The following is a 21,044-nucleotide window of genomic DNA, read 5'->3' as shown; positions in this document are numbered from 1 at the left end:
CGGGACGGCCAGGGCGATGGTGAGGGCCAGCACCGTGGCCGGTTCGTGGAGGCGGTCGCCGTACAGCTCGCGGAGCTTGCCCATCCGGTAGCGGACGGTCTGGGGGTGGACGAACAGGTCGGCCGCCACGTCGTCGCGGCGGCCCTGGTGCAACAGCCAGGAGCGCAGCGTCTCGGCGAGCCGGTGTGCGGTGGCCGCGGGCAGGCCGGCGAGCGGCGCGAGGGCCTGGGCCCGCAGGTCGGCCAGGGCCTCCGGGTCCATGCTGAGCAGTAGTTCGGCCAGGTGCTGCTCGGTGTCGACCGGTCCGGCGTCCGGTTCGCCGAGGCCGAGGGCGAGCGCCCGCGTCGCCCGCTGGTACGAGGCGGCGACCCGGTGCCACGGCCGGGCCGGCCCGAGCACCGCCCGGTGCCCGTGCAGCAGCCGGGTGAGCTGACGGCGGCGAGCGCCGTGGGTGTCGGGCACCAGCAGGACGGCCAGTTCCTCCGCCGGGTCCATGCCGGGCAGGTCCTCGCCGCTCTCCAGGGTGTGCGGGCCGAGCAGGGCGAGCACCGCGCGCAGGTTGCGGCGGGGCAGGAGGACGACGGTGAGCGTCTGCGGCAGCGGCCAGTCGGCCCGTTCGGCGCTGCGTCGCAGGGTTTCCTCGGGCTCTCCGGCGAGCAGTTGCTGGGTGAGCCGTTCCATGTTGCGGCGGCGGGCCCGGCCGGCGCTGGCCAGCTCGTCGGCGTGCCCGGCCACGCTGGCCGCGGAGAGCTCGTCGATGTAGGCGAACATCAGCTCGGCGAATTCGGCCACCGTCTCGGCGGCCAGCCCGCTGCGCACCGTGGTGGCGGAGACCTCCCGCCAGGCCACCCGCGCCCCCACCCGGTACGCGGCCAGCAGCGCGTCCATGCTCCGCCCGGAGCGGGCCTCGCCGCTGCCGAGCGCGTACGCGGCCTCCAGCGCCGGGGCCAGCGGGGTGCTCGGGTCGGCCCGCTGCGCCCCCTCGATGAGCTGGAGGAACGTGCCCAGCGCGATGCGCACCGCGTTCTCGATCTTCTCCCGCATGGTGCCGGTGAGCGCGCCGGAGTAGTCGGGAACCTCGGCCGTGATGGCGCTGACCGTCCGCTCCGCCACCACGGGCAGCCCGGCGCGCAGTTGGGCCGCCACCCCCGCGTCGAGTTCGAGATGGGCGGCGCGATAGTTCGTCCCGGACTCGTCGGACATCTTGTTCACCCCGAACAAAAACCTACGACTGTTTCACCTTTGCCGGTCAAGATGTTATGCGATCACGCAGTCACCCTGGTGATATGACCACAACTGCCCACCGCCACCCCCAGAAGGCCACCTTCCGGGACAGATTGCTGCGGCTGGCCGGCGCGGTCACCACCCCGCTGCTGCCGGGCGACTACCTCGACCTCGTGGCGCCGCTGCGCGCCGGCGCCCCGCTGCGCGGCCGGATCGTCGCCGTCCGCCCGGAGACCCGGGACGCCGCGACCGTGGTCATCCAGCCGGGCCGCGCCTGGCAGGGGCACCTGCCCGGACAGTACGTGCGTCTCGGCGTCGACGTCGACGGGGTCCGCCAGTGGCGGGCGTACTCGGTCACCTCGGTGCCCGGCGCCGCGGACGGCCGGATCACCGTCACCGTGAAGGCGATCCCGGACGGCAAGGTCAGCAACCACCTGGTCCGCCGGGTCCGGCCCGGCACGATCGTCCAGCTCGACCAGGCGCAGGGCGACTTCGTGGTGCCCGCGTCCACCCCCGGCCGGGTCCTCTTCCTCACCGCGGGCAGCGGCATCACCCCGGTCATGGCGATGCTGCGTGCCGGCCTCCCGGACCGGGCCGACGTGGTGCTGGTGCACTCGGCGCCGGCCCGGGACGACGTCATCTTCGGCCCGGAGCTGCGGGCGCTCGCCGAGGCCGGCGCGCTGCGGCTGATCGAGCGGCACACCGACACCGACGGGCTGCTCGGGGTCGACGAGCTGGCCGACCTGGTGCCCGACCACCTCGACCGGCAGACCTGGGCCTGCGGGCCGATCGGCATGCTCGACGCCGTCGAGGGGTACTGGGAGTCACACGGGCTCGCCGACCGGCTGCACACCGAGCGGTTCCGGCCCACCGTGATTTCGCCAGGGGAGGGCGGCACCGTGACGTTCACCGGGGCCGGCGTGACCGTCGAGGCGGACGGGGCCACGCCGATCCTCGACGCCGGCGAGGAGGCCGGCGTGCTGATGCCGTCCGGCTGCCGGATGGGGATCTGCTTCGGCTGCGTCGTCCCGCTCCGCGAGGGCGCGGTGCGCGACCTGCGCAACGGCGATCTCACCACCGCCGTCCCCGGGGACGGCGTGCTCATCCAGACCTGTGTGTCGGCGGCCGCCGGTACCTGCGACATCGAACTCTGACAGGAGGCCACCCGACGTGACCGTGATCCAGAAGAAGGCCGACAACCCGATCGCCCACCTCACCGCCGCGGACATCGAGATCATCGGCAAGGAGCTGGACGCGATCCGGGATCGGGTGATCGCCGATCGGGGCGAGCGGGACGCCCGCTACATCCGCAAGGTGATCAAGACCCAGCGGACGCTGGAGCTGAGCAGCCGGGCGGTGCTGCTCTTCTCGCTCTTCCCGCCGGCCTGGATCGTCGGCACGGCCGGCCTCGCGGTCGCCAAGATCCTCGACAACATGGAGATCGGGCACAACGTCCTGCACGGGCAGTGGGACTGGATGCGCGACCCGAAGATCCACTCCACCACCTGGGACTGGGACCACGTCTCCCCGCCCGAGCAGTGGAAGCACTCGCACAACGAGCTGCACCACCGGTACACCAACGTCCTCGGCAAGGACAACGACCTCGGGTACGGCATCATGCGGGTCGACGAGGACCAGCCGTGGCACCCCATGTACCTGGGCCAGCCGTTCTACAACTTCGTCAACGCCTGCTTCTTCGAGTACGGCATCGCCGCGTACGACCTGGAGCTGGGGAACAACCTCAAGAACGGCCGGCACAAGGACCCGGCGTTCCGGGAGCGCGCCAAGGCGGTCGGCCGCAAGATCCGCCGTCAGGTGCTCAAGGACTACGTGCTGCACCCGCTGCTGTCCGGCCCGTCGTTCCTGTCCACGCTCGCCGCCACGTTCACCGCGAACCTGATCCGCAACCTGTGGAGCCACTCGGTGATCATGTGCGGGCACTTCCCGAACGGCGTCGAGACCTTCGAGAAGACCTCCATCGACGGCGAGACCCGCGGCGAGTGGTACCTGCGGCAGATGCTCGGCTCGGCCAACATCAGCGGCCCCCGGCTGCTGCACATCATGACCGGCAACCTGTCGTTCCAGATCGAGCACCACCTCTTCCCCGACCTGCCGAGCAACCGCTACCAGGAGATCGCCCCGCAGGTCCGGGCCCTGTTCGACAGGTACGGGCTGAAGTACACCACCGGCCCGCTGCCGAAGCAGGTCGCCTCCGCCTGGTGGAAGGTGATCCGGCTGTCGCTGCCGAACCGGCGCTCCGACCGCCGGCAGCCGGTGGCCCCGGCCCCGCTGGTCTCCTCCGGCACGGCCTGATCGGGACCGGAGCATGGCAGGCGCCCGCCGGCCCGGCGCACCGGACCGGCGGGCTCGCTCTCAGGCGTTGACGAAGTCGCGTACCTGCCCGTAGATGGTGGCGTCGTTCTGCAGGTTCGTGTGGAAGACGCAGGCGGTCCGGGTGTTGGTCGCGCCGGCCAGGACGGTGCTGTCCACCGGGTTGATCACGCCGTCGCACGGGGAGCGCCAGGTGCCGTAGCCGAAGGCGCCCGGCGTCTCGTCGCCGGCGTTGAGGTCGGCCAGGAAGGTCGAGCCGACCCGCATCTCCACGCAGGCGGTGCTGTAGCAGGAGTTCGCCGAACCGGTGCCGTGGTTGGGACCGCCGAGGGACACCCAGCGGTCCACCTTCCCGCTGCTGGCCAGGTACTTCAGGTAGTAGCGCGAGGAGAGCGCGCCCATCGAGTGGGTGACGATGTCGACCTTCGACGCCCCGGTCGCGGCGAGCAGCCTGTCGACCTCCTGGGCCACCACCTGGGCGGTGGTGGCGTTGGACCTGCTGGTGTCGTACGAAAAGGCCCGCAGGTGGCTCGACGGCCAGCCGTCGCCCTGGAACCGGCCGATCATGGTGTTCCAGGTCGAGGCGCTGCTGTTCCAACCGTGCACGAAGAGGACCGGGTTGCTCGACGGCGTCCAGGTGCCCGCGTGGGCCGGGGAGGGGAGCCCGACCAGCGTCGCCACGGCGACGGCGAGGGTCAGCAGGGCACGGGACATCAGCGTTTTCACGGGGGCGGTTCCTTCCGGGGGTGACGGGCGGGACCCGCGCGGGTCCGCCCACGAGCCGTCCACGTGCCTGTTCGGCGCCTCGGTGGGGGATCGGCCCGGGTTCGGGGGTGGCCCGGGCCGTCCGAGGTGCCGGAATGTTACCGACGAGTTGCCTTCACATGTCAATACGTCGATTCAGCGAGCTGAAGGGCCGGGTATTCCGGTGGCCGATGACGCGCCGACCGGCTACCGTCATACGCATGGACCTCAGGCGCAGCACCACCGCCGCGGCCGCGCGAGCTTCCCGCTCGCCGGTTGCCGCCGCCTGACCTGCCCAATTCCCGCCGGCGACCGGAAACGGTCCGCCGGCGTCGTCGTGTCACGCCACCGCCCGCGCGGCGGACCGTCCGGTCGTCCCATCCCGGAAGGCCCGTGCCATGACACCCGACCAGATCGTCCGCACCTTCGTCGACCACTACCGCCGCCGGGGTCACCGGGACGCGCCCGAGAGCTCGCTGGTCCCGCCACCCGGCGACCCGGTGCTCTTCACCACCTCCGGCATGCACCCGCTCACCCCGTACCTGCTGGGGCGCCCGCACCCCGGCGGCCGGCGGCTGGTCAACGTGCAGCGGTGCCTGCGCACCACCGACCTGGACGAGGTCGGTGACCGGACCCACCTGACCGTCTTCGAGATGCTCGGCTCCTGGTCGCTCGGCGACTACGACATCGCGACCAGCCTCCACTGGGGCTACGACCTGCTCACCGAGGGCTTCGGCATCGACCCGGGGCGGCTGCACGCCACCGTCTTCGGCGGCGACGACCAGGTCGGACCGGACGAGACCGCGCTCGTCACCTGGACCGGGCTCGGCGTGCCGGTCGAGTCGAACGGCGCGGAGAACTGGTGGTCCAACGGCCCGACCGGCCCGTGCGGGCCCGACTCGGAGATCTTCGTGTGGACCGGGGACGGCCCGCCGGTCGGTACCCCGGGCACCGACGAGCGGTGGATGGAGGTCTGGAACCACGTCCAGATGCGCCACCACCGGCACCCCGACGGCCGGTTGACGCCGCTGCCGATGTCCAGCATCGACACCGGGATGGGCCTGGAGCGCCTGGAGATGGTGCTGCGCGGCGGCCGGTCGGTCTTCGAGGGCGCGGGCCTGACCCCGTGGGTGGGCGCGGTCCGCGACCGGTGGGACCTGCGCGGCGAGGACCTGCGGGTGGTGGCGGACCACCTGCGCTCCGCGGTGGTCGTCCTCGGCGACGGGGTACGCCCCGGGAACACCGGCCGCGGCTACGTGCTGCGCCGGCTGGTCCGGCGGGCGCTCACCGTGCTGTGGCGGGACGACCCGGCGCGCGGCCTGTCCGACCTGCCGCTCGACGCGTACCGCGACACGCTGCGCCGGTTCCGGCAGCACGGGGAGGTCGGCCCGCTGCGCGACGTGCTGCTGGACGAGGAGCGGCGGTTCCGCGGCCTGCTGGACCGGGGCCGGCCGCTTGTCGACCGGGTCCGCGGGCGCGGGCCGCTGACCGAACGCGACTACCACTGGCTGCACGACACCCACGGGCTGCCCCGGGACCTGGTCGACGGACTGCTCGCCGAAGCGGGCTGAGCGGCGCCGGTGGCCGCCGCGGTCACCCGGTGTCAGACTCGGCAGCGGAGACCGCCGCAGCGAGGGATGTGGTCGCATGACGGGGTACGAGGTCCGGCCGGACGTGGACACGGTGACGCTGCTCGGCGCCCGGGTGACCGTCACCGACGCCGCGGCGCTGCTCGCCGCCGCCCAGGACGGGCCGGTGGAGCTGCTGGCCGGCGGTGACTTCCCCGCGCCCGTGCGGGAGGTGCGCTGCACCGTGCGCGCCGACAGCCGGGACGGGCGGCCGGTGCACCGCTTCGAGGCGTACCTGCGGGCGGACGCCCCGCTGCCCGCCGCCGGCCTGCTCGCCCTGGGCCTGGCCGGACCGGTCGGGCTGCTGCTCGCGCAGCGGCTCGCCGCGAGGGGCGGCGAGGGGCCGGCCGCCACCGTCGGCCGGGTGGCGGCCGAGGCCGGCCGCCGGCTCGGGCTGCGACCCGCCGGGACCGCGGTCGCCGAGCCGCCCCGCGACCCGGCCGGAGGTGAGCCACGACGCCGGGACGGTGCGGGTGCGCGCCGAGGTGCCCAGCGCCGAGGTGACGCCGGCCCACCTGACCGCCGTGCTCGGCGTGGTGCTCCAGGCCGTCCGGGAGCTGGCCGGCGACACCCCGGAGCCGACGCTGCTGCGCGGCCGGTCGTACTCCGTGGGGCACCGCGCGGCCGCGGCGGTGCCGCGCAGCGCGGCGGTGACCCTCGACCAGGTCGGCGGCCTGGCCGAGGTGGTCGCCCGGTTCCGCGAGGTGGCGGTGTCGTTCCGGCACCCGGGGGCGATGGCCCGCTGGGGCGCGCGCCGGCCGCAGGGCATCCTGCTGTACGGGCCGCCGGGCACCGGCAAGACCATGCTGGCCCGGGCCCTGGCCAACGAGATCGGCGCGGACTTCGTGGAGATCCGCACCCCGGAGATCCTCGACAAGTTCCTCGGCGGCTCCGAGCGCAACATCAAGCGGATCTTCCGGGAGGCGCGCCGCTACCGGCGGCCCACGGTCATGCTCTTCGACGAGTTCGACAGCATCATCAGCTACGCCGGCGCCGGCGGCGACGCGGCCAGCCAGGCGGTCAACGCGGTCGCCGGCATCTTCAAGCAGGAGATGAACACCCTGTTCGAGGAGAACCCGGACGTCATCGTGGTGGCCACCACCAACTTCCCGCAGCGGGTGGACGCCTCGCTGACCCGCTCCGGCCGGTTCGATCTCAAGATCGCCATCCCGGCGCCGGACGAGGCCGGCCGCGCCGAGATCCTCGCCAAGATGATCCGGGAGCTGATCGACCGGCACGAGCGGCCCGGCTTCCGGATGTTCGCCGCCGACGTCGACCCGGCCGGGCTGGCCGCCGCCACCCCCGGGCTCACCGGGGCAGACCTGCGGGAGGTGCTGCGCCGGGTGCAACTCGCCAAGGCGCTCCGGGAGGCGACGGAGGGTGCGCCGCCCGCCCCGATCAGTCAGGATGACCTCCGAGAGGCCGTCGCCGGGCTGCGCCGCGGCTGACGACGGTCGACGGAAGGAGTCCCGTGTCGTCGTCCACCCTGCTGTCGCGTCGCGATCTGGCGTTCCTGCTCCACGACTGGCTGGACGTCGGCCGGCTCACCGAGCGGCCCCGCTACGCCGAGCACTCGCGGGAGACCATCGACGCGGTGCTGGACCTCGCCGCGCAGGTCGCCGCCGAGCAGTTCGCCCCGCACAACCGGGCCGCCGACGCGAGCGAACCGACCTTCGACGGGCAGCGGGTCCGGACCATCCCGCAGGTCAAGGCCGCCCTGGAGGTGTTCGCCCGGACCGGCCTGCTGGCCGCCAGCTTGGACGAGTCGGTCGGCGGCATGCAGTTGCCGCACGCCGTGGCCGCCGCCTGCTTCGCCTGGTTCCAGGCCGCCAACGTGGCCACCGCCGCCTACCCCTTCCTCACCCTCGGCAACGCCAACCTGCTGCTCGCCCACGGCAGCGCCGAACAGATCGACACCTGGGTCCGGCCCATGGTGCAGGGGCGCTTCTTCGGCACCATGTGCCTCTCCGAGCCGCAGGCCGGCAGCTCCCTCGCGGACATCACCACCCGGGCCGAGCCGCAGGACGACGGGACGTACCGGCTGGTCGGCACCAAGATGTGGATCTCCGGCGGGGAGCACGACCTGGCCGAGAACATCGTCCACCTCGTGCTCGCCCGGATCCCCGGCGGGCCGCCCGGGGTGAAGGGCATCTCGCTGTTCATCGTGCCGAAGGTGCTCCTCGACGCCGACGGCGCGCCCGGCCCGCGCAACGACGTGGTGCTGGTCGGCCTCAACCACAAGCTCGGCTACCGGGGCACCACCAACACGCTGCTCAACTTCGGCGAGGGCGTGCACCGCCCGTACGGGCGGCCCGGGGCGGTCGGCTACCTGGTGGGGGAGCCGCACCAGGGGCTGGCGCAGATGTTCCACATGATGAACGAGGCGCGCATCGGGGTGGGCGCCGGCGCCACCGCGCTCGGCTACACCGGCTACCTGAAGTCCGTGGCGTACGCCCGGCAGCGTCCGCAGGGCCGGCCCGCCGCCGACAAGGACCCCACCGCACCACAGGTGCCGATCGTGGCGCACGCCGACGTACGCCGGATGCTGCTGGCGCAGAAGAGCTACGTGGAGGGCGCGCTCGCCCTGATCCTCTACTGCGGGCGGCTGCTCGACGAGGAGAAGACCGCCCCGGCCGAGGCCGACCGCAGCCGCGCGCACCTGCTGCTGGACCTGCTCACCCCGATCGCCAAGAGCTGGCCGTCGCAGTGGTGCCTGGCCGCCAACGACCTGGCCATCCAGGTGCACGGCGGCTACGGCTACACCCGCGACTACGACGTCGAGCAGCACTGGCGGGACAACCGGCTCAACCCGATCCACGAGGGCACCCACGGCATCCAGGCGCTCGACCTCCTCGGCCGCAAGGTCACCATGCGCGGCGGCGCCGGGCTGGAGCTGCTGCTGGAGACCATCCGGGCCACCGTCACCCGGGCCTGGAAGACCGAGGGCGAGGCGGCCGAGCTGGCCGGCCGCCTCGGCGCGGCGGTCGACCGGATCGCCGTGGTCACCCGGCGGCTGCACGGCGCCGGCGACCCCGAGCTGGCCCTGGCCAACGCCAGCGTCTACCTGGAGGCGGTCGGGCACGTGGTGATCGCCTGGATGTGGCTGGAGCAGCTGCTCGCCGTCGAGGCGCTGGGCAGCCCGGACGGCCCGGACGCCGACTTCCTCGCCGGCAAGCGGCAGGCCGCCCGGTACTTCTTCCGCTACGAGCTGCCCCGCACCGGCCCGCAGTTCGACCTGCTGGAGAGCCTGGACCGCACCACCCTGGACGCGCGGGAGACCTGGTTCTGACGGCGCGGCCCGCCGCCGGTCCGGCGGCGGGCCGCGCCGTGCTCGATCAGCCGGCCGGTGACCTGCGACGGGCGAGCAGCGTGGAGTCGTGGATGTCGACCGTCACGCCGTCGCGGGTCACGGTCCGCGGCCGCTGCTCCACCACGAGGGGCTCGAAGTCGTCCGGCAGCCCGGGCAGCAGGTCCTCGGCGACGAACATGGCCCGGCGGTGGCTCGCGGTCAGGTGGGTGAACGCCTCGTGCGGCGCGTGGCCGACGACGAGCAGGTGCCCGCCGGGCGCGACGGCGTCGGCCAGCCGGCGGGTCACCTCCACCATCCCGCCGTCCGGCGGGTGCAGGAAGTGGCTGGTGACCAGGTCGTAGGACCGGCCGCCGGCCGCGAAGGTCCGGGCGTCGACCTGCCACCAGTCGGTGCGGTCGGCGACCCCGGCCTCCTCGGCGTGCCGGGCGGCGCGGGCCAGGCCGTTGGCGGAGAAGTCGGCGCCGGTCACCGTCCAGCCCTGGCGGGCCAGCCAGATCACGTCGCCGCCCTCGCCGCAGCCGACATCGAGCGCCGTGCCCGGGGCCAGCCCGGACACCTCGGCGACGAGCTGCGGATTGGGGTTACCGCTCCAGATCTTCTCCTCGCCGGCGTACCGCTCGTCCCAGCCCGGCGGCTCGAACAGGGCGGCCGCCTCCTCCTCGGTGTGGTGGTGTCCGGGTCCACTCATGAGGCGGCTTCCTTCCGGTGCTCCGCGGCGGGCGCGGCGTTCAGGTCGTGGGACTGGTTGACGTGCATGCCCACCAGCGTCCTCACCACTCCCCGATGCCGACAAACTTTCTTGCTGGTTCGGCAAATCGAGGGGAGGGCCGAGATCCGCCTCCGGCGGGCGCCGGCTCGCGTGGGACCATGCGTCCATGAGCGGCGACGTACCCCTCGACGTGAGCGCCCTGGCGATCAACGTCACGATCCCCGAGGAGCTCCGCTGGACCGACACCCGGCGCGGTGAGGAGTTCACCCTGACCACCCTCAACGTCCGGCTCCTCCCGGACGGCCGCCTCGCGGCGAAGGCCTACGGCCGACCGACCGGCGGCGGCCGCGGCACCTACGTCTCGTTCCCCGTGCCCGACCGGCCCGAGCTGACGGCCCTGGTCGACCGGGCCGCCGGCCGCGCCGGTGCGCTGTGGGCCGCGCACCGCGGTCTGGGCTGAGCGGCTCGGCTCCGCGGGCCACCGACTCAGCGGCGCAGGGTCGTCTCCCGCCCCATGTGCGACAGCTTCTCCGGGTTGCGGACGGCGTAGAGCCCGGTGATGAGGCCGTCGTCGATGCGTACCGCCACGACGGTGTCGATCTCGTCGTCCTGCCGGAAGATCAGCGCCGGGTAGCCGTTGACCTGTGCCGGCCGCAGCGACATCGTGCCGGCGACCCGGCCCAGCCCGGCGACGAGCAGGCGGGCCACCTTGTCGGCCCCCACGACGGGCCGCGGGACCGCCTGCTTGATTCCGCCGCCGTCGCCCAGGAGGACGACGTCCGGCGCGAGGATGTCGAGCAGGCTCTGCAGATCGCCCGTCTCGGCCGCCCGCTGGAACGCCTGGAGCGCATCCCGGGTCTCGGCCTGGGACACGACACCGCGCGGGCGGCGCGCCGCGACGTGGGCCCGTGCCCGGTGCGCGATCTGACGGACCGCGGCCGGGCTCTTGTCGACGGCTTCGGCGATCTCCTCGTAGGCCAGGTCGAACACCTCACGCAGCACGAACACCGCCCGCTCGGTCGGCGCGAGCGTCTCCAGCACCAGCAGCATCGCCATCGAGACGCTGTCGGCCAACTCGACGTCCTCGGCCACGTCGGGCGTGGTCAGCAGCGGTTCGGGCAGCCACGAGCCGACGTAGGACTCCCGGCGGCGGCCCAGCGTACGCAGCCGGGCGAGGGCCTGGCGGGTGGCGATCCGGACCAGGTACGCCCGCTGGTCCCGCACCGTGTCGAGCTCGACGCCCACCCACCGCAACCAGGTCTCCTGAAGGACGTCCTCCGCGTCGGCGGCCGAGCCGAGCATCTCGTAGGCGACGGTGAACAGCAGGTTGCGGTGGGCGAGGAACGCCTGGGTGGCGGAGTCCATGCGGTCGTCCTGGTTCATGCCCTCGCCGGGATCCTCGGGCGTGTTCCGCGACGTGCCGGCCATGCGGATCTCCTCCTCGCTCTCGACTGCGTCACCCCACCAGATGCCGAGTCCCGCCGTTCTGTGACACCGAGACGGTAGTGGCGTGCGTCACGCGGCCGTGCTGTCACGGGGACCGGGTCGCCGGCATCTCGTGTTCGTCCGGCGCTACACCGAGAGAGGACGACGTCATGGACGCCCGATTCAACCTGTTCGAGAACGAGGTCGCCGCCAAGTTCACCAAGCGGTTCGCCAACGCCGGCCTGGTGCTCCACCAGTCGCCGCTGCCGAAGTCCACGCAGGAGCTGGTGTCGCTGCGGGCCAGCCAGATCAACGGCTGCGGCTGGTGCATCGACATGCACACCAAGGAGGCCGCGGCCGCCGGGGAGACCGCGGTCCGGCTCAACCTGGTCGCCGCCTGGCGCGAGTCCACCGTGTTCACCGAGGCCGAGCAGGCCGCGCTGGCCCTCGCCGAGGAGGGCACCCGGCTCGCCGACGCCCACGAGGGCGTGTCCGACGAGACCTGGGCCCAGGTGCGGAAGCACTACGACGACGACCAGATCGCCGCGCTGGTCTGCCTGGTCGCCCTGATCAACGCGGCAAACCGGCTCGCCGTGATCGTGCACCAGAAGGGCGGCTCCTACGAGGCCGGCATGTTCGCCAGCATGTCGAGCTGACCGTCAGGCGGGCCGGGCCCGGTGGGGAACCCTCCGCTCCGGGCCGGGCCCGCCGACGCCGCCGATCAGCGCTCGGCGAGCAGCCGGTCGCGGACCTCGCGGCGGAGGATCTTGCCGATCTGCGAGCGGGGCAGGTCGTCGACCACCACCACCCGGCGGGGCACCTTGTAGCCGGCGAGGTGCTGCCGGCAGGCCGCGCGGACCGACTCCGGGTCGGCGCCCACGGCCGGGTCCAGCACGACGGCGGCCACCACCTCCTCACCGTCCCCGGTGGGCAGGCCGACCACGGCGGCCTCGCGGACGCCGGGGATCCGGCACAACGCCTCCTCCACCTCCGACGGGTAGACGTTGAACCCACCCGTGATGATCAGCTCCTTGATCCGGTCGACCACCGTGACGAAGCCGTCGGCGTCCATGGTGACCACGTCCCCGGTGCGCAGCCAGCCGTCGGGCAGCAGCACCCGGGCCGTCTCCTCCGGACGGTTCCAGTAGCCGGCGAACACCTGCGGGCCGCGGACCAGCAGCTCGCCGGCCTCGCCCGGGGCGCGGTCCCGGGTCGGGTCCTCCGGGTCGACGAGGCGTACCTCGGTGGAGGGGAACGGCACCCCGACCGTGCCCGGCCGGCGGGTCGGCGCCACCGGGTTGCCCAGGGTGATGGGGGAGGTCTCGGTCATCCCGTAGCCCTCGACGAGCAGGCCGCCGGTCACCGACTCCCACAGCTGCACGGTGACCGGCGGGAGCGCCATCGCGCCGGAGATGGCGTACCGGACGGAGGTGAGGTCGACGCCGCGTTCCCGGGCGGCGGTGGCGAGCCGCGCGTAGATCGGCGGGACGGCGGGCAGGAAGGTCGGCGGGCGGCGGCGCGCCGCGTCGAGCACCTGGTCGAGATCGAAGCGGGGAAAGAGCACCAGGGTGGCCCCGATGCTCACGGCGAAGGTTAGGCAGAGGGTGAGCCCGTAGGCGTGGAACAGCGGCAGCACGGCGTACACGGTCTCCGCGCCGTCGCGCAGGCCCGGCACCCAGGCCCGGCCCTGCGCGGCGTTGGCCCGCAGGTTGCGGTGGGTCAGGACGGCGCCCTTCGGGACGCCGGTGGTGCCGCCGGTGTACTGGAGCAGCGCGGTGTCCCCGGGCCGGGGCGCGGGGTGGTCGGCGGCCAGCAGCGCGGCGCCCGTCACCAGCGCCGACCAGGAGAGCGCGCCGGGGGCCGGGGCGGTCATCGCGGCGCGGGCGGCGCGCACCTTGGGCAGCGGCAGCCGCAGTGCCCAGCGCTTGAGCCGCGGCAGCGCCCCGGTCAGGTCGACGGCCACCACCGTCTCGACCGCGCCCCGCCCGGCGACCAGCGGCGCCACCCTGTCCCACACCACCGCCACCCGGGCGCCGTGGTCGGTGAGCTGGTGGGCCAGCTCGTCGGCGGTGTAGAGCGGGTTGTGCTCGACCACCACCGCGCCGAGGCGCAGCACCGCGTAGAAGGCGACCACGTGCTGCGGGCAGTTCGGCAGCACCAGCGCCACCCGGTCGCCGGGGCCGACGCCGAGCCGGCGCAGCGCCTCGGCCGCGCGGGCGACCTGGTCCGCCAGGCCGGCGTAGGTGGTGGTGGCGCCGTAGAAGTCCAGGGCGACCCGGGGGCCGTAGCGGCGGGCGGCGTCGGTGAGCAGGTCCACCAGCGAGCCGGCCGGCTCCGCGATCTCGGCCGGTACGCCGGGGGCGTAGCTGCGCGTCCAGGGCCGCTCCACGGTCGCGTCCATCGCCGTCTCTCCTCGCTGCCGGATGACGGCCCTCAGCCTAACTTAACCGCCCGGTAACTTACGTGGGCGTAACTTGCTGAGTTCGTCACACGGTGCGGGGTGGCCGCGACCGGAGGATTCAGCGTCGGCCGGCGGGCCGGTGCAGCACCCGCCGGGTCTTCATGACACCCAGGACGACGACCACGACCAGCGCGACCAGGCCGATGATGATCAGCCAACGGACCGCCTCCAGCAGCAACCCGAGCAGGATGAGCACGCCGGCCACGACGCCGACGATCCAGAGCAAGGTCCGCATGGCACCCTCCCGGGAGTACGGTGGGCCGCCCGCTTTCCCGCTCCGGCTCCCGCCATGCCTGCCGGCGCGTCAGTGCCGGGCCACGTACACGGTGTTCGCGGCCTCCCGGCCCTGCAACGGGTTGGGGAAGCGGACGACGTGCGCCACCGAGGTCGGGAACACCTCGGTCAGCGTCCGCTGGAACGCGGGGTCGGGCGGGTCGTTCGACCAGAGCGCGAACACCCCCTCCGGGTGCAGCAGCGCGGCGAGCCGGCGCAGCCCCGCCACGGTGTAGAAGTCGGCGTGGCTGGGGTGCAGCACCTGCCGGGGGGAGTGGTCCACGTCCAGCAGCACCGCGTGGAACCGCCGCCCCGGCGCCTCCGGATCGAACCCGGCGCCGTCCGCTACCGCCGCGAAGAAGTCCGCCCGGACGAACCGGGTCCGCGGGTCCGCGGCCAGCCCGGCGGCGAACGGAAGCAGCTCCCGGCGGTGCCAGTCGATCACGTCCTCGATCGCCTCGACCACCAGCAGCGAGCGCACCCGGGGATCCTCCAGCGCGGTCCGCGCGGTGTAGCCCAGGCCGAGCCCGCCCACCACCACGTCCAGGGCCTCGCCGGTCACCGGGGCCAGCCCGAGCCGGGCGAGTTCGATCTCCGCGACCGGGAAGAGGCTGGACATCAGGAACTCGTCGTCGAGCTTCACCTCGTAGACGTCGACGTCGAGCGACGGGTCGCGGCGCCGGCGCAGACTGATCTCGCCGATCGGCGTCTCCCGCCAGGCCAGTTCCTCGAAGCGTGCGACCACGGGCGTCCTCTCCACCGGTTGTGACCGGATGCTACCGGCCGGTCGTCCGGTGGCCCGGGGTTATGGGCGGCGCGGCCGTTTTTCCGCGCCGGCCGCATCGGTGGGGCGGCGACGGGTACGCCGACGACGACTCCGGCTCGGCGCGGTCCAACGCGCACCGACCTGGAGCCGTCGCCGGTCGAGTACGTCGGAGAGGGGAGCGAGCGTGGCGGAGATGCTGGCCGGACGGCTGCACGTGGCCGAGCGTGCGCTGCGGATGGAATCGGTGCCGGTGCCCGAGCCGGGGCGCGGGCAGGTGCGGATCCGGGTGGCCGCGGCGGGGGTGTGCCTCTCGGACGTGCACCTGATCGACGGCACCCTGACCCCGCTGTACCTCGGTGGGGACGTGGTGACCCTCGGCCACGAGGTCGCGGGCACGGTGGACGCGCTCGGAGACGGGGTGACGGGCTGGCAACCGGGCCAGCGGGTGCTGCTCCAGGCGGGGGAGCGGGACCGGTTCGGCCTCGTGCTCACCCGCGGCGTCGACTACGACGGCGGCTGGGCCGAATACGCCGTGGCCCGCGAGGACACCCTGGTGCCGGTCCCGGACCTGCTGTCGTTCGAGGAGGCCTGCATCATTCCCGACGCGGTGTCCACGCCGTGGGCGGCGGTGACCGAGACCGCCCGGGTCCGGCCGGCCGAGGCGGTCGCGGTGTGGGGTGTCGGTGGTCTCGGCGCGCACGCGGTGCAGTTGCTGCTGCTGGTCGGCGCGGCCCCGGTGATCGCCGTGGACCCGCTTCCGGCGGCCCGGGACCGGGCGCTCGCCCTCGGCGCGGACCTGGCCATCGACCCGGCGGACGGCGGCTTCAAGGACGCCGTGCTCGAACTGGTCGGCACCCGGGGGCTCGACGTGGCATTCGACTTCGCCGGCGTCAACGCCGTCCGGGAGCAGGCCCTGACCGTGCTCGGCCGACACGGCCGGCTGGTGCTCGCCGGCATCGCCAACCAGCCGATCAGCATTCCGTCGGACAGCCGGTTCAGCTACAACCGCCAGGCGGTGCTCGGCCACTACGGCTCCGAGGCCGAACACGTCGGGCAGCTGGTGACGCTGACCGGGCTGGGCCGGCTCGACCTGTCCGCGTCGGTCAGCGACGTGCTGCCGCTGGCGGACGCGCCCGAGGCGGTGCGCCGGGTGCACGACAAGGAGGGCGACCCCATCCGGCTGATCCTGCGGCCCTGAGCCGCGCGGTCGTCAGTCGGCGGGCCGGGTGGCCACGACGACGGTGTCGAGGGCGTCGACCGTGCCGCCGTCGGTGGTGGGCACCGGGCGGCGGGCCGTCTCGGCGCGCCGGATGTGCAGCCCGGCCAGCCCGTCGACCACGGCCTCGGGGGTGAGCAGGACGGCCGGGTCCTGCGGCCCGCCGGTGCCGCCGCCCAGGTTCGCCAGGTCGTGGCCGACCACCACGACGCTGCCGCCGGGGCGCAGCGCCTGCCGGGCCGCGGCCAGCACTCCCGCGAGGTCGTCGGCGGGCAGGTGCAGGTAGCTGATCAGCACCAGGTCGTAGCTGCCCGGCACGGGCCGGTACGCGGTGACGTCGGCGACCCGCCACTCGACCGGGACGCCCCGGCCGGCGGCCAGCTCGCGGCCCCGGGCGACGGCGACCGGTGAGAAGTCCACCGCGGTGACCCGCCAGCCCTGCTCGGCCAGCCAGACGGCGTTGCGTCCCTCGCCGGCGGCGAGGTCCAGGGCGGCTCCGGGGGTGAGGCCGGTGACCGACTCGACCACGAAGCGGTTGGGGTCAGCGCTCCACACCAGACCCGGCGTGTTCGCGTACCGGGCGTCCCAGGCGCTGCTGTCCACTGTGTCCCCTCCTCCGGCGGCCCCACACCACCATGGTGACCGTACCGGCTGCGGCAAGCGCTCCCACGGCGAGTCCCGCGAACGGGGGCAACTGCCGGGCGAGGACGAAGACGCCCATCACCACGACGAACCAGCCGAACGCCCGGCGCAGCAGGTCCGCCGGCAGCCGACCGGCCAGCCGCCCTCCGGCCAGGCTGCCGAGCACCGCCGCGGCGGTGACCGCGCCGGCCAGCCCCCAGTCGAGCTGGACGCTGGACAGGTATCCGGCCAGGCCGGCGAAGGACTTCATCGCGATGACCACCAGGGAGGTGCCGACGGCGACCGGCATCGGCAGGCCGCCGAGCAGGGCCAGGGCGGGCACCACGAGGAAGCCGCCGCCCGCGCCGACCAGTCCGGTGACCAGGCCGACCACGATCCCCTCCAGGACCACCCGGAACACCGGCAGCTCGTGCGGCACCGGCCGGTCCCCGGTGGCGCGCCGGCCCCGCACCATGGCGATCGCGGTGGCCAGCATCATGACGGCGAACCCGGTGAGCAGGATCCACGCCGGGACGAACGCGGCGCCCCGGCCGCCGGCGTAGGCGCCCGTCATTCCGGCCACGCCGAAGACCAGGCCGGTGCGCCAGCGCACCCGGTGGGCCCGGGCGTGCGGCAACACCCCGACCGCGCTGGTCACGGCGACCACGAGCAGGGAGGTGGCGATGGCCTCCTTGGCCGGGAGGCCGGCCACGTAGACCAGCAGCGGCACGGCGAGGATCGACCCGCCGCCGCCGAGCAGGCCGAGGGAGACCCCGATGAGGACGGCCAGCCCGAGGGTCAGCAGGAGCATCACCGGGTCTCCCGCAGCTGGCGGACGACGGTGTCCAGGTCGCAGCTGCCGCCCCGGTTGTACGGCAGCTTGGCGAGCAGCATGCCCATGGCGCAGGTGTTGGTCAGCGCGGCGACGGTGAGGCCGGCGCCGATGAACCCGGCGACCCACTTCAGGCCCGGCACGAGCACCGAGCCGAGGATGCTGGCCAGCACGATGGAACCGGCGACCAGGCGGACCTGCCGCTCCAGGTCCCAGCGGGCGGCGCCCTGCTCGACCGGCGAGTTCGCGGCCTGCCAGGCGAGCATGCCGCCGTCGAGGACCTTCAGGTTCGGCAGCCCGACCCCGGCGAGCGCCTGCCCGGCCTGGGTGGCGCGGACGCCCGAGCGGCAGATCAGCACCACGTCCTCGTCCAGGTGGTTACGCAGTTCCTCGCGGTGCTCCTTGAGCAGATCCAGGGGGACGTTGTAGGCGCCGGGGATGTGCACGGTCCCGAACTCGGCCGGGGTGCGCACGTCGAGCAGCCGGGGGCAACGCCCGGAGGCGATCAGTTCCCGCAGCGTGGTGGCGTCCAGGGTGGCCGGGCGGCCGGTCTCGGCAGTGCTCATTTCTCCTCGTTCAGGGATGACGCGCCGTGGTGGGCGGGCAGGGTGGGACGCCGGCCGGCGCGCGGTGGCGCCGGCCGGGACTCGGATCCGGGTCAGGCGTTGTCGGCCATGGCGACGCCCGCCACCTCGGCCCGGTCGAACCTGTCGTCGATGACGACGACCTCGCGGCCGGCGTTGGCCAGCAGCGACGCCGCGGCGGTGGCGCGGTAGCCGGAGCCGCAGTGCACCCAGACGGTGCCGGCCGGCACGTCGGCGAGCCGCTGGGGCAGGTCGGGCAGCGGGATGTGGACGGCGCCGTCGACGTGGCCGGCGCGCCACTCGTTGGTCATCCGCACGTCGAGGACGACGTCCGGAGCGGGCAGGCCGTCCGGGGTGTTCCCGCTACGGGCCGCGGCGAGGGCCGGGAAGTCGGCCATCCGCAGCTCGCGGAGCTGCCCGGGCCCGGTGGTCCACCGTTCGGCCGCTCCGGTGGCCTGGGCGGCCGGTCGGTCGATGCCGATCCGGACCAGTTCCCGCTGGGCGTCCGCGACCTGCTCCGGCGTCTCGGCGAGCAGTGTGATCGGCGTGCCCCACTCGATCAGCCAACCCAGCCAGGTCGACATCGGGCCGTCCAGCCCGAGACTGACCGTGCCGACCAGGTGCGACGCCGCGTACGCCTTGCGGTGCCGCAGGTCCACCACCCACTCGCCGGCGGCGATCCGGTCGCGGAGCTGGGCGGCGTCGGCCCGGGTGACCGGGGTGAGGTCCAGCGGCGTGGGCCCGGCCTGGTTCGCCACGCCCATGTGGGCGTAGTACGCCGGGTACGCGTCCAGGCCGGCGAGGGTCCGGGTGACGAACTCGTCCGCGGCCAGCCGCAGCACCTCGTTCGCCTGCTTCTCCCGCCCGATGGTCGAGTCGGGGGCGTCGGCCTGGCTGGCCGAGCAGAAGCTGCCGAAGCCGTGCGTGGGCCACACCTGGGCCCCGTCGGGCAGCAGGTCGGCCAGCCGCCGCGCCGAGGCGTGCTGGTGGTGGGCCAGGTCGTGGGCGTGCTCGTGGCCGAGCAGGTCGGTGCGTCCGGTCGTGCCGAACAGCAGCGACCCGCCGGTGAAGACGCCCGCCGGCTGCCAGCCGCCGTCGGCGGCCTCGTCGAGGACGTACGACAGGTGGTGGAAGGTGTGACCGGGGGTGGCGACCACGCGCAGCCGCAGGGTGTCGGAGACGGGCACCGTGTCGCCGTCGGTGACCGGGATCCGGTCGAAGCCGACCTCGTCGGCGGCAGCCATCAGATACCGGGCGCCGGTGATCCGGGCGAGGTCCAGGCCGCCGGAGACGTAGTCGTTGTGGAGGTGCGTCTCGACCACATGGGTGATCCGCACGCCCGTGGCTCCCGCGAGGTACAGGATCCGGTCGATGTCGCGTTGCGGGTCGACCACGATCGCCACCCGGCCGTCCGAGGCCAGGTAGCTGCGGTCGCCGAGCGAGGACGTCGCGATCACGGTCACGTCCAGTGCCATGCGTGGTGCTCCTTTCCTTGCCTACATACCCCCGGGGGTATATGGGAGACAGACGTCCGCCCGGGTACGGGCGTGAAGTACCCGCCCGCGCGACGATCAGGCCGCGCGGGCGGCGATGTGTTCGGTCAGGCCAGGGCGAGGAAGAGCTTCTCCAGCTCCTCCTCGGTCATCTCCGGCTCCTCGCCCCGGTCGCGGGCGGTGCCGCAGTGCCGCATGCCGGAGGCGATGAGCTTGAAGCCGGCCCGGTCGATCGCCTTGGAGACGGCGGCCAGCTGGGTCAGCGCGGCCCGGCAGTCCTCGCCGTCCTCGATCATCTCGATGACGGCGTTGAGCTGGCCGCGGGCCCGCTTGAGCCGGGTCAGGGCGTCGGCGGTCATCTCGGGTCGAAGTTTCACCATGCACCTCCTGAGGCCAACATACCCCCGGGGGTACCCGTCCCGCCACCTGGTCCGGGCGCGACGGGGATGATGCGGACACGGAGGGTCCGCGGGACATCGACGGAGCGCTTATCCTGTGCGTCGACGATCGTTCTCGGAAGGGATCCGATGCCGTCCCGGCAGGACCAGCTCCACTCCTACCAGTTCACCGTCCAGCGGGCGGTCGCCGCGCTGGTGATGCGGGAGACCGACCCCGCGCAGTCACCGTTCCGCCGGCTGGCCGGTGCCGGCCTGGCCAGCGTGCTGGTCGCGGTGATCGCGCTCGGCGGGGTCGCCCTCTACGGCCTGTTCGCCGGCGGTGGCAGCGCCTGGCGCGACGCGGGCGCGGTGATCGTGGAGAAGGAGTCCGGGGCGCGGTTCGTCTACCGCGAGGAGAAGCTGCACCCGGTGCTCAACTACGCCTCGGCGCTGCTGGTCATCGGGGCCGAGCGGCCGAAGACGGTGCTGGTCTCCCGCCGCTCCATCGACGGGGTGCCGCGCGGCCTGCCGCTCGGCATCGCCGACGCACCCGACTCGCTGCCGGCGCCGGGGCGGCTCGCCGGCGGGGCGTGGACGGTCTGCTCGGTCACCGCCGACGAGGCGGGCCGGACCCAGGCCCGTTCGGCGCTGCTGATCGGGCGGGACGCCACCGGCGGCCGGCCTCTCGGCGACCAGGGCCTGCTGCTGCGCCACCCGGACGGCAGCCTGCACCTGCTCTGGCACGAGCGGCGCTACCTGCTCCGCGACACCGACCGGGTGCTCGCCGCGCTGGCCACCACCCGGGAACGGGCGGTGCCGGTGGCCCCGGCGCTGCTCAACACCGTGCCGGCCGGCGCCGACCTGGCGCCGCCCCCGCTGCGCGACCTCGGCGAGCCCTCCGAGCGGATCACCGGCGCCACGGTCGGCGACGTCTACCTGGTCCGCAACTCCGGCGGCGGCCGGCAGTACGCGGTGGCCGGGCGGACCGGCCTGGCCGGCATCACCGAGCTGCAGGCCGCCCTGCTGCTCGCCCGCACCGCCCAGGGCGAC

General features: G+C 73.9%; 21 protein-coding genes. 9 read left to right on the top strand and 12 right to left on the bottom strand.

What is annotated here, in order from left to right:
- On the bottom strand, positions 1 to 1,203 hold a 1,203-nt coding region (locus ACW0Q9_RS16865; RefSeq protein WP_456182340.1), incomplete at its 3' end, for a PucR family transcriptional regulator.
- Positions 1,204 to 1,286: 83 nt separating this feature from the next.
- On the opposite strand from ACW0Q9_RS16865, the gene ACW0Q9_RS16860 reads away from it, so the two are divergent.
- Positions 1,287 to 2,378 (top strand): ferredoxin reductase, encoded by a 1,092-nt coding sequence (locus ACW0Q9_RS16860; protein ID WP_456182338.1) that lies wholly within the window; start codon positions 1,287 to 1,289, stop codon positions 2,376 to 2,378.
- A gap of 16 nt (positions 2,379 to 2,394) precedes the next feature.
- Positions 2,395 to 3,537 (top strand): fatty acid desaturase family protein, encoded by a 1,143-nt coding sequence (locus tag ACW0Q9_RS16855; protein WP_456182336.1) that lies wholly within the window; start codon positions 2,395 to 2,397, stop codon positions 3,535 to 3,537.
- A gap of 60 nt (positions 3,538 to 3,597) precedes the next feature.
- Here the strand turns inward: ACW0Q9_RS16855 and ACW0Q9_RS16850 are convergent, their stop codons facing one another.
- Positions 3,598 to 4,281: an esterase/lipase family protein gene (locus tag ACW0Q9_RS16850; protein WP_456182334.1), complete on the bottom strand. Its 684-nt coding sequence runs from the start codon at positions 4,279 to 4,281 to the stop codon at positions 3,598 to 3,600.
- 416 nt (positions 4,282 to 4,697) lie between these two features.
- Here ACW0Q9_RS16850 and ACW0Q9_RS16845 point away from each other — a divergent pair, with 416 nt between their 5' ends.
- The 3 genes from ACW0Q9_RS16845 to ACW0Q9_RS16835 all read left to right on the top strand — a co-directional run bounded on the left by ACW0Q9_RS16845 (position 4,698) and on the right by ACW0Q9_RS16835 (position 9,216).
- A complete protein-coding gene (locus ACW0Q9_RS16845; protein WP_456182333.1) occupies positions 4,698 to 5,870 on the top strand; it encodes an alanine--tRNA ligase-related protein in 1,173 nt (390 codons plus the stop codon).
- A gap of 503 nt (positions 5,871 to 6,373) precedes the next feature.
- On the top strand, positions 6,374 to 7,375 hold the full coding sequence (locus tag ACW0Q9_RS16840; RefSeq protein WP_456182331.1) for an ATP-binding protein: 1,002 nt from the start codon (positions 6,374 to 6,376) through the stop codon (positions 7,373 to 7,375).
- Between the two features lie 23 nt (positions 7,376 to 7,398).
- Positions 7,399 to 9,216, top strand: a complete 1,818-nt coding sequence (locus ACW0Q9_RS16835; RefSeq protein ID WP_456182330.1) for an acyl-CoA dehydrogenase — start codon at positions 7,399 to 7,401, stop codon at positions 9,214 to 9,216.
- A gap of 46 nt (positions 9,217 to 9,262) precedes the next feature.
- Here the strand turns inward: ACW0Q9_RS16835 and ACW0Q9_RS16830 are convergent, their stop codons facing one another.
- Positions 9,263 to 9,925 carry a class I SAM-dependent methyltransferase gene (locus tag ACW0Q9_RS16830; RefSeq protein WP_456182328.1) on the bottom strand — a complete coding sequence of 221 codons (663 nt, stop codon included), beginning with the start codon at positions 9,923 to 9,925 and terminating at the stop codon, positions 9,263 to 9,265.
- Between the two features lie 187 nt (positions 9,926 to 10,112).
- Here ACW0Q9_RS16830 and ACW0Q9_RS16825 point away from each other — a divergent pair, with 187 nt between their 5' ends.
- Positions 10,113 to 10,406, top strand: coding sequence for a hypothetical protein (locus ACW0Q9_RS16825; RefSeq protein ID WP_456182326.1), 294 nt, complete (start codon positions 10,113 to 10,115; stop codon positions 10,404 to 10,406).
- Between the two features lie 26 nt (positions 10,407 to 10,432).
- Here ACW0Q9_RS16825 and ACW0Q9_RS16820 read toward each other — a convergent pair whose 3' ends face one another.
- Positions 10,433 to 11,329 (bottom strand): RNA polymerase sigma-70 factor, encoded by an 897-nt coding sequence (locus ACW0Q9_RS16820; RefSeq protein WP_456182346.1) that lies wholly within the window; start codon positions 11,327 to 11,329, stop codon positions 10,433 to 10,435.
- A 212-nt stretch (positions 11,330 to 11,541) separates the two neighbouring features.
- Between ACW0Q9_RS16820 and ACW0Q9_RS16815 the strand changes: the two genes are divergently transcribed.
- Positions 11,542 to 12,027, top strand: a complete 486-nt coding sequence (locus ACW0Q9_RS16815; protein WP_456182324.1) for a carboxymuconolactone decarboxylase family protein — start codon at positions 11,542 to 11,544, stop codon at positions 12,025 to 12,027.
- Between the two features lie 65 nt (positions 12,028 to 12,092).
- Here the strand turns inward: ACW0Q9_RS16815 and ACW0Q9_RS16810 are convergent, their stop codons facing one another.
- The 3 genes from ACW0Q9_RS16810 to ACW0Q9_RS16800 all read right to left on the bottom strand — a co-directional run bounded on the left by ACW0Q9_RS16810 (position 12,093) and on the right by ACW0Q9_RS16800 (position 14,865).
- A complete protein-coding gene (locus ACW0Q9_RS16810) occupies positions 12,093 to 13,772 on the bottom strand; it encodes a long-chain-fatty-acid--CoA ligase (RefSeq protein WP_456182322.1) in 1,680 nt (559 codons plus the stop codon).
- Positions 13,773 to 13,890: 118 nt separating this feature from the next.
- Positions 13,891 to 14,067, bottom strand: a complete 177-nt coding sequence (locus ACW0Q9_RS16805; RefSeq protein ID WP_456182320.1) for a hypothetical protein — start codon at positions 14,065 to 14,067, stop codon at positions 13,891 to 13,893.
- A gap of 69 nt (positions 14,068 to 14,136) precedes the next feature.
- Positions 14,137 to 14,865 (bottom strand): spermidine synthase, encoded by a 729-nt coding sequence (locus tag ACW0Q9_RS16800; RefSeq protein WP_456182318.1) that lies wholly within the window; start codon positions 14,863 to 14,865, stop codon positions 14,137 to 14,139.
- 199 nt (positions 14,866 to 15,064) lie between these two features.
- Between ACW0Q9_RS16800 and ACW0Q9_RS16795 the strand changes: the two genes are divergently transcribed.
- Complete coding sequence (locus tag ACW0Q9_RS16795) at positions 15,065 to 16,069, top strand: zinc-binding dehydrogenase (protein ID WP_456182344.1); 1,005 nt, start codon at positions 15,065 to 15,067, stop codon at positions 16,067 to 16,069.
- 12 nt (positions 16,070 to 16,081) lie between these two features.
- Here the strand turns inward: ACW0Q9_RS16795 and ACW0Q9_RS16790 are convergent, their stop codons facing one another.
- The 5 genes from ACW0Q9_RS16790 to ACW0Q9_RS16770 form a co-directional block, all read right to left on the bottom strand.
- A complete protein-coding gene (locus tag ACW0Q9_RS16790) occupies positions 16,082 to 16,690 on the bottom strand; it encodes a class I SAM-dependent methyltransferase (protein ID WP_456182316.1) in 609 nt (202 codons plus the stop codon).
- Positions 16,629 to 17,519, bottom strand: coding sequence for a sulfite exporter TauE/SafE family protein (locus ACW0Q9_RS16785; RefSeq protein WP_456182343.1), 891 nt, complete (start codon positions 17,517 to 17,519; stop codon positions 16,629 to 16,631). The genes ACW0Q9_RS16790 and ACW0Q9_RS16785 overlap by 62 nt, the downstream gene beginning before the upstream one ends.
- The gene (locus ACW0Q9_RS16780; RefSeq protein ID WP_456182314.1) at positions 17,519 to 18,106 is read right to left on the bottom strand and encodes a rhodanese-like domain-containing protein; all 588 of its coding nucleotides are present in this window, start codon (positions 18,104 to 18,106) and stop codon (positions 17,519 to 17,521) included. The genes ACW0Q9_RS16785 and ACW0Q9_RS16780 overlap by 1 nt, the downstream gene beginning before the upstream one ends.
- 92 nt (positions 18,107 to 18,198) lie before the next feature.
- Complete coding sequence (locus tag ACW0Q9_RS16775; RefSeq protein ID WP_456182312.1) at positions 18,199 to 19,599, bottom strand: rhodanese-like domain-containing protein; 1,401 nt, start codon at positions 19,597 to 19,599, stop codon at positions 18,199 to 18,201.
- A 125-nt stretch (positions 19,600 to 19,724) separates the two neighbouring features.
- Complete coding sequence (locus ACW0Q9_RS16770) at positions 19,725 to 19,994, bottom strand: metal-sensitive transcriptional regulator (RefSeq protein WP_456182341.1); 270 nt, start codon at positions 19,992 to 19,994, stop codon at positions 19,725 to 19,727.
- Positions 19,995 to 20,144: 150 nt separating this feature from the next.
- Here ACW0Q9_RS16770 and eccB point away from each other — a divergent pair.
- Positions 20,145 to 21,044, top strand: a 900-nt coding sequence (eccB, locus tag ACW0Q9_RS16765) for a type VII secretion protein EccB (RefSeq protein WP_456182310.1), incomplete at its 3' end; no start/stop codon positions are given.

Source organism: Micromonospora sp. I033, from assembly GCF_053890995.1.
This window is presented reverse-complemented; position numbering and strand designations above follow the sequence as displayed.

What these genes read in the sequence shown, in the direction of transcription:
- ACW0Q9_RS16830 (WP_456182328.1), bottom strand. Translation starts at nt 9,925, where the DNA reads ATGAGTGGACCCGGACACCACCACACCGAGGAGGAGGCGGCCGCCCTG.
- ACW0Q9_RS16780 (WP_456182314.1), bottom strand. Translation starts at nt 18,106, where the DNA reads ATGAGCACTGCCGAGACCGGCCGCCCGGCCACCCTGGACGCCACCACG.
- ACW0Q9_RS16805 (WP_456182320.1), bottom strand. Translation starts at nt 14,067, where the DNA reads ATGCGGACCTTGCTCTGGATCGTCGGCGTCGTGGCCGGCGTGCTCATC.
- ACW0Q9_RS16845 (WP_456182333.1), top strand. Translation starts at nt 4,698, where the DNA reads ATGACACCCGACCAGATCGTCCGCACCTTCGTCGACCACTACCGCCGC.
- ACW0Q9_RS16775 (WP_456182312.1), bottom strand. Translation starts at nt 19,599, where the DNA reads ATGGCACTGGACGTGACCGTGATCGCGACGTCCTCGCTCGGCGACCGC.
- ACW0Q9_RS16795 (WP_456182344.1), top strand. Translation starts at nt 15,065, where the DNA reads ATGCTGGCCGGACGGCTGCACGTGGCCGAGCGTGCGCTGCGGATGGAA.
- ACW0Q9_RS16785 (WP_456182343.1), bottom strand. Translation starts at nt 17,519, where the DNA reads ATGCTCCTGCTGACCCTCGGGCTGGCCGTCCTCATCGGGGTCTCCCTC.
- ACW0Q9_RS16820 (WP_456182346.1), bottom strand. Translation starts at nt 11,329, where the DNA reads ATGAACCAGGACGACCGCATGGACTCCGCCACCCAGGCGTTCCTCGCC.
- ACW0Q9_RS16825 (WP_456182326.1), top strand. Translation starts at nt 10,113, where the DNA reads ATGAGCGGCGACGTACCCCTCGACGTGAGCGCCCTGGCGATCAACGTC.
- ACW0Q9_RS16860 (WP_456182338.1), top strand. Translation starts at nt 1,287, where the DNA reads ATGACCACAACTGCCCACCGCCACCCCCAGAAGGCCACCTTCCGGGAC.
- ACW0Q9_RS16815 (WP_456182324.1), top strand. Translation starts at nt 11,542, where the DNA reads ATGGACGCCCGATTCAACCTGTTCGAGAACGAGGTCGCCGCCAAGTTC.
- ACW0Q9_RS16810 (WP_456182322.1), bottom strand. Translation starts at nt 13,772, where the DNA reads ATGGACGCGACCGTGGAGCGGCCCTGGACGCGCAGCTACGCCCCCGGC.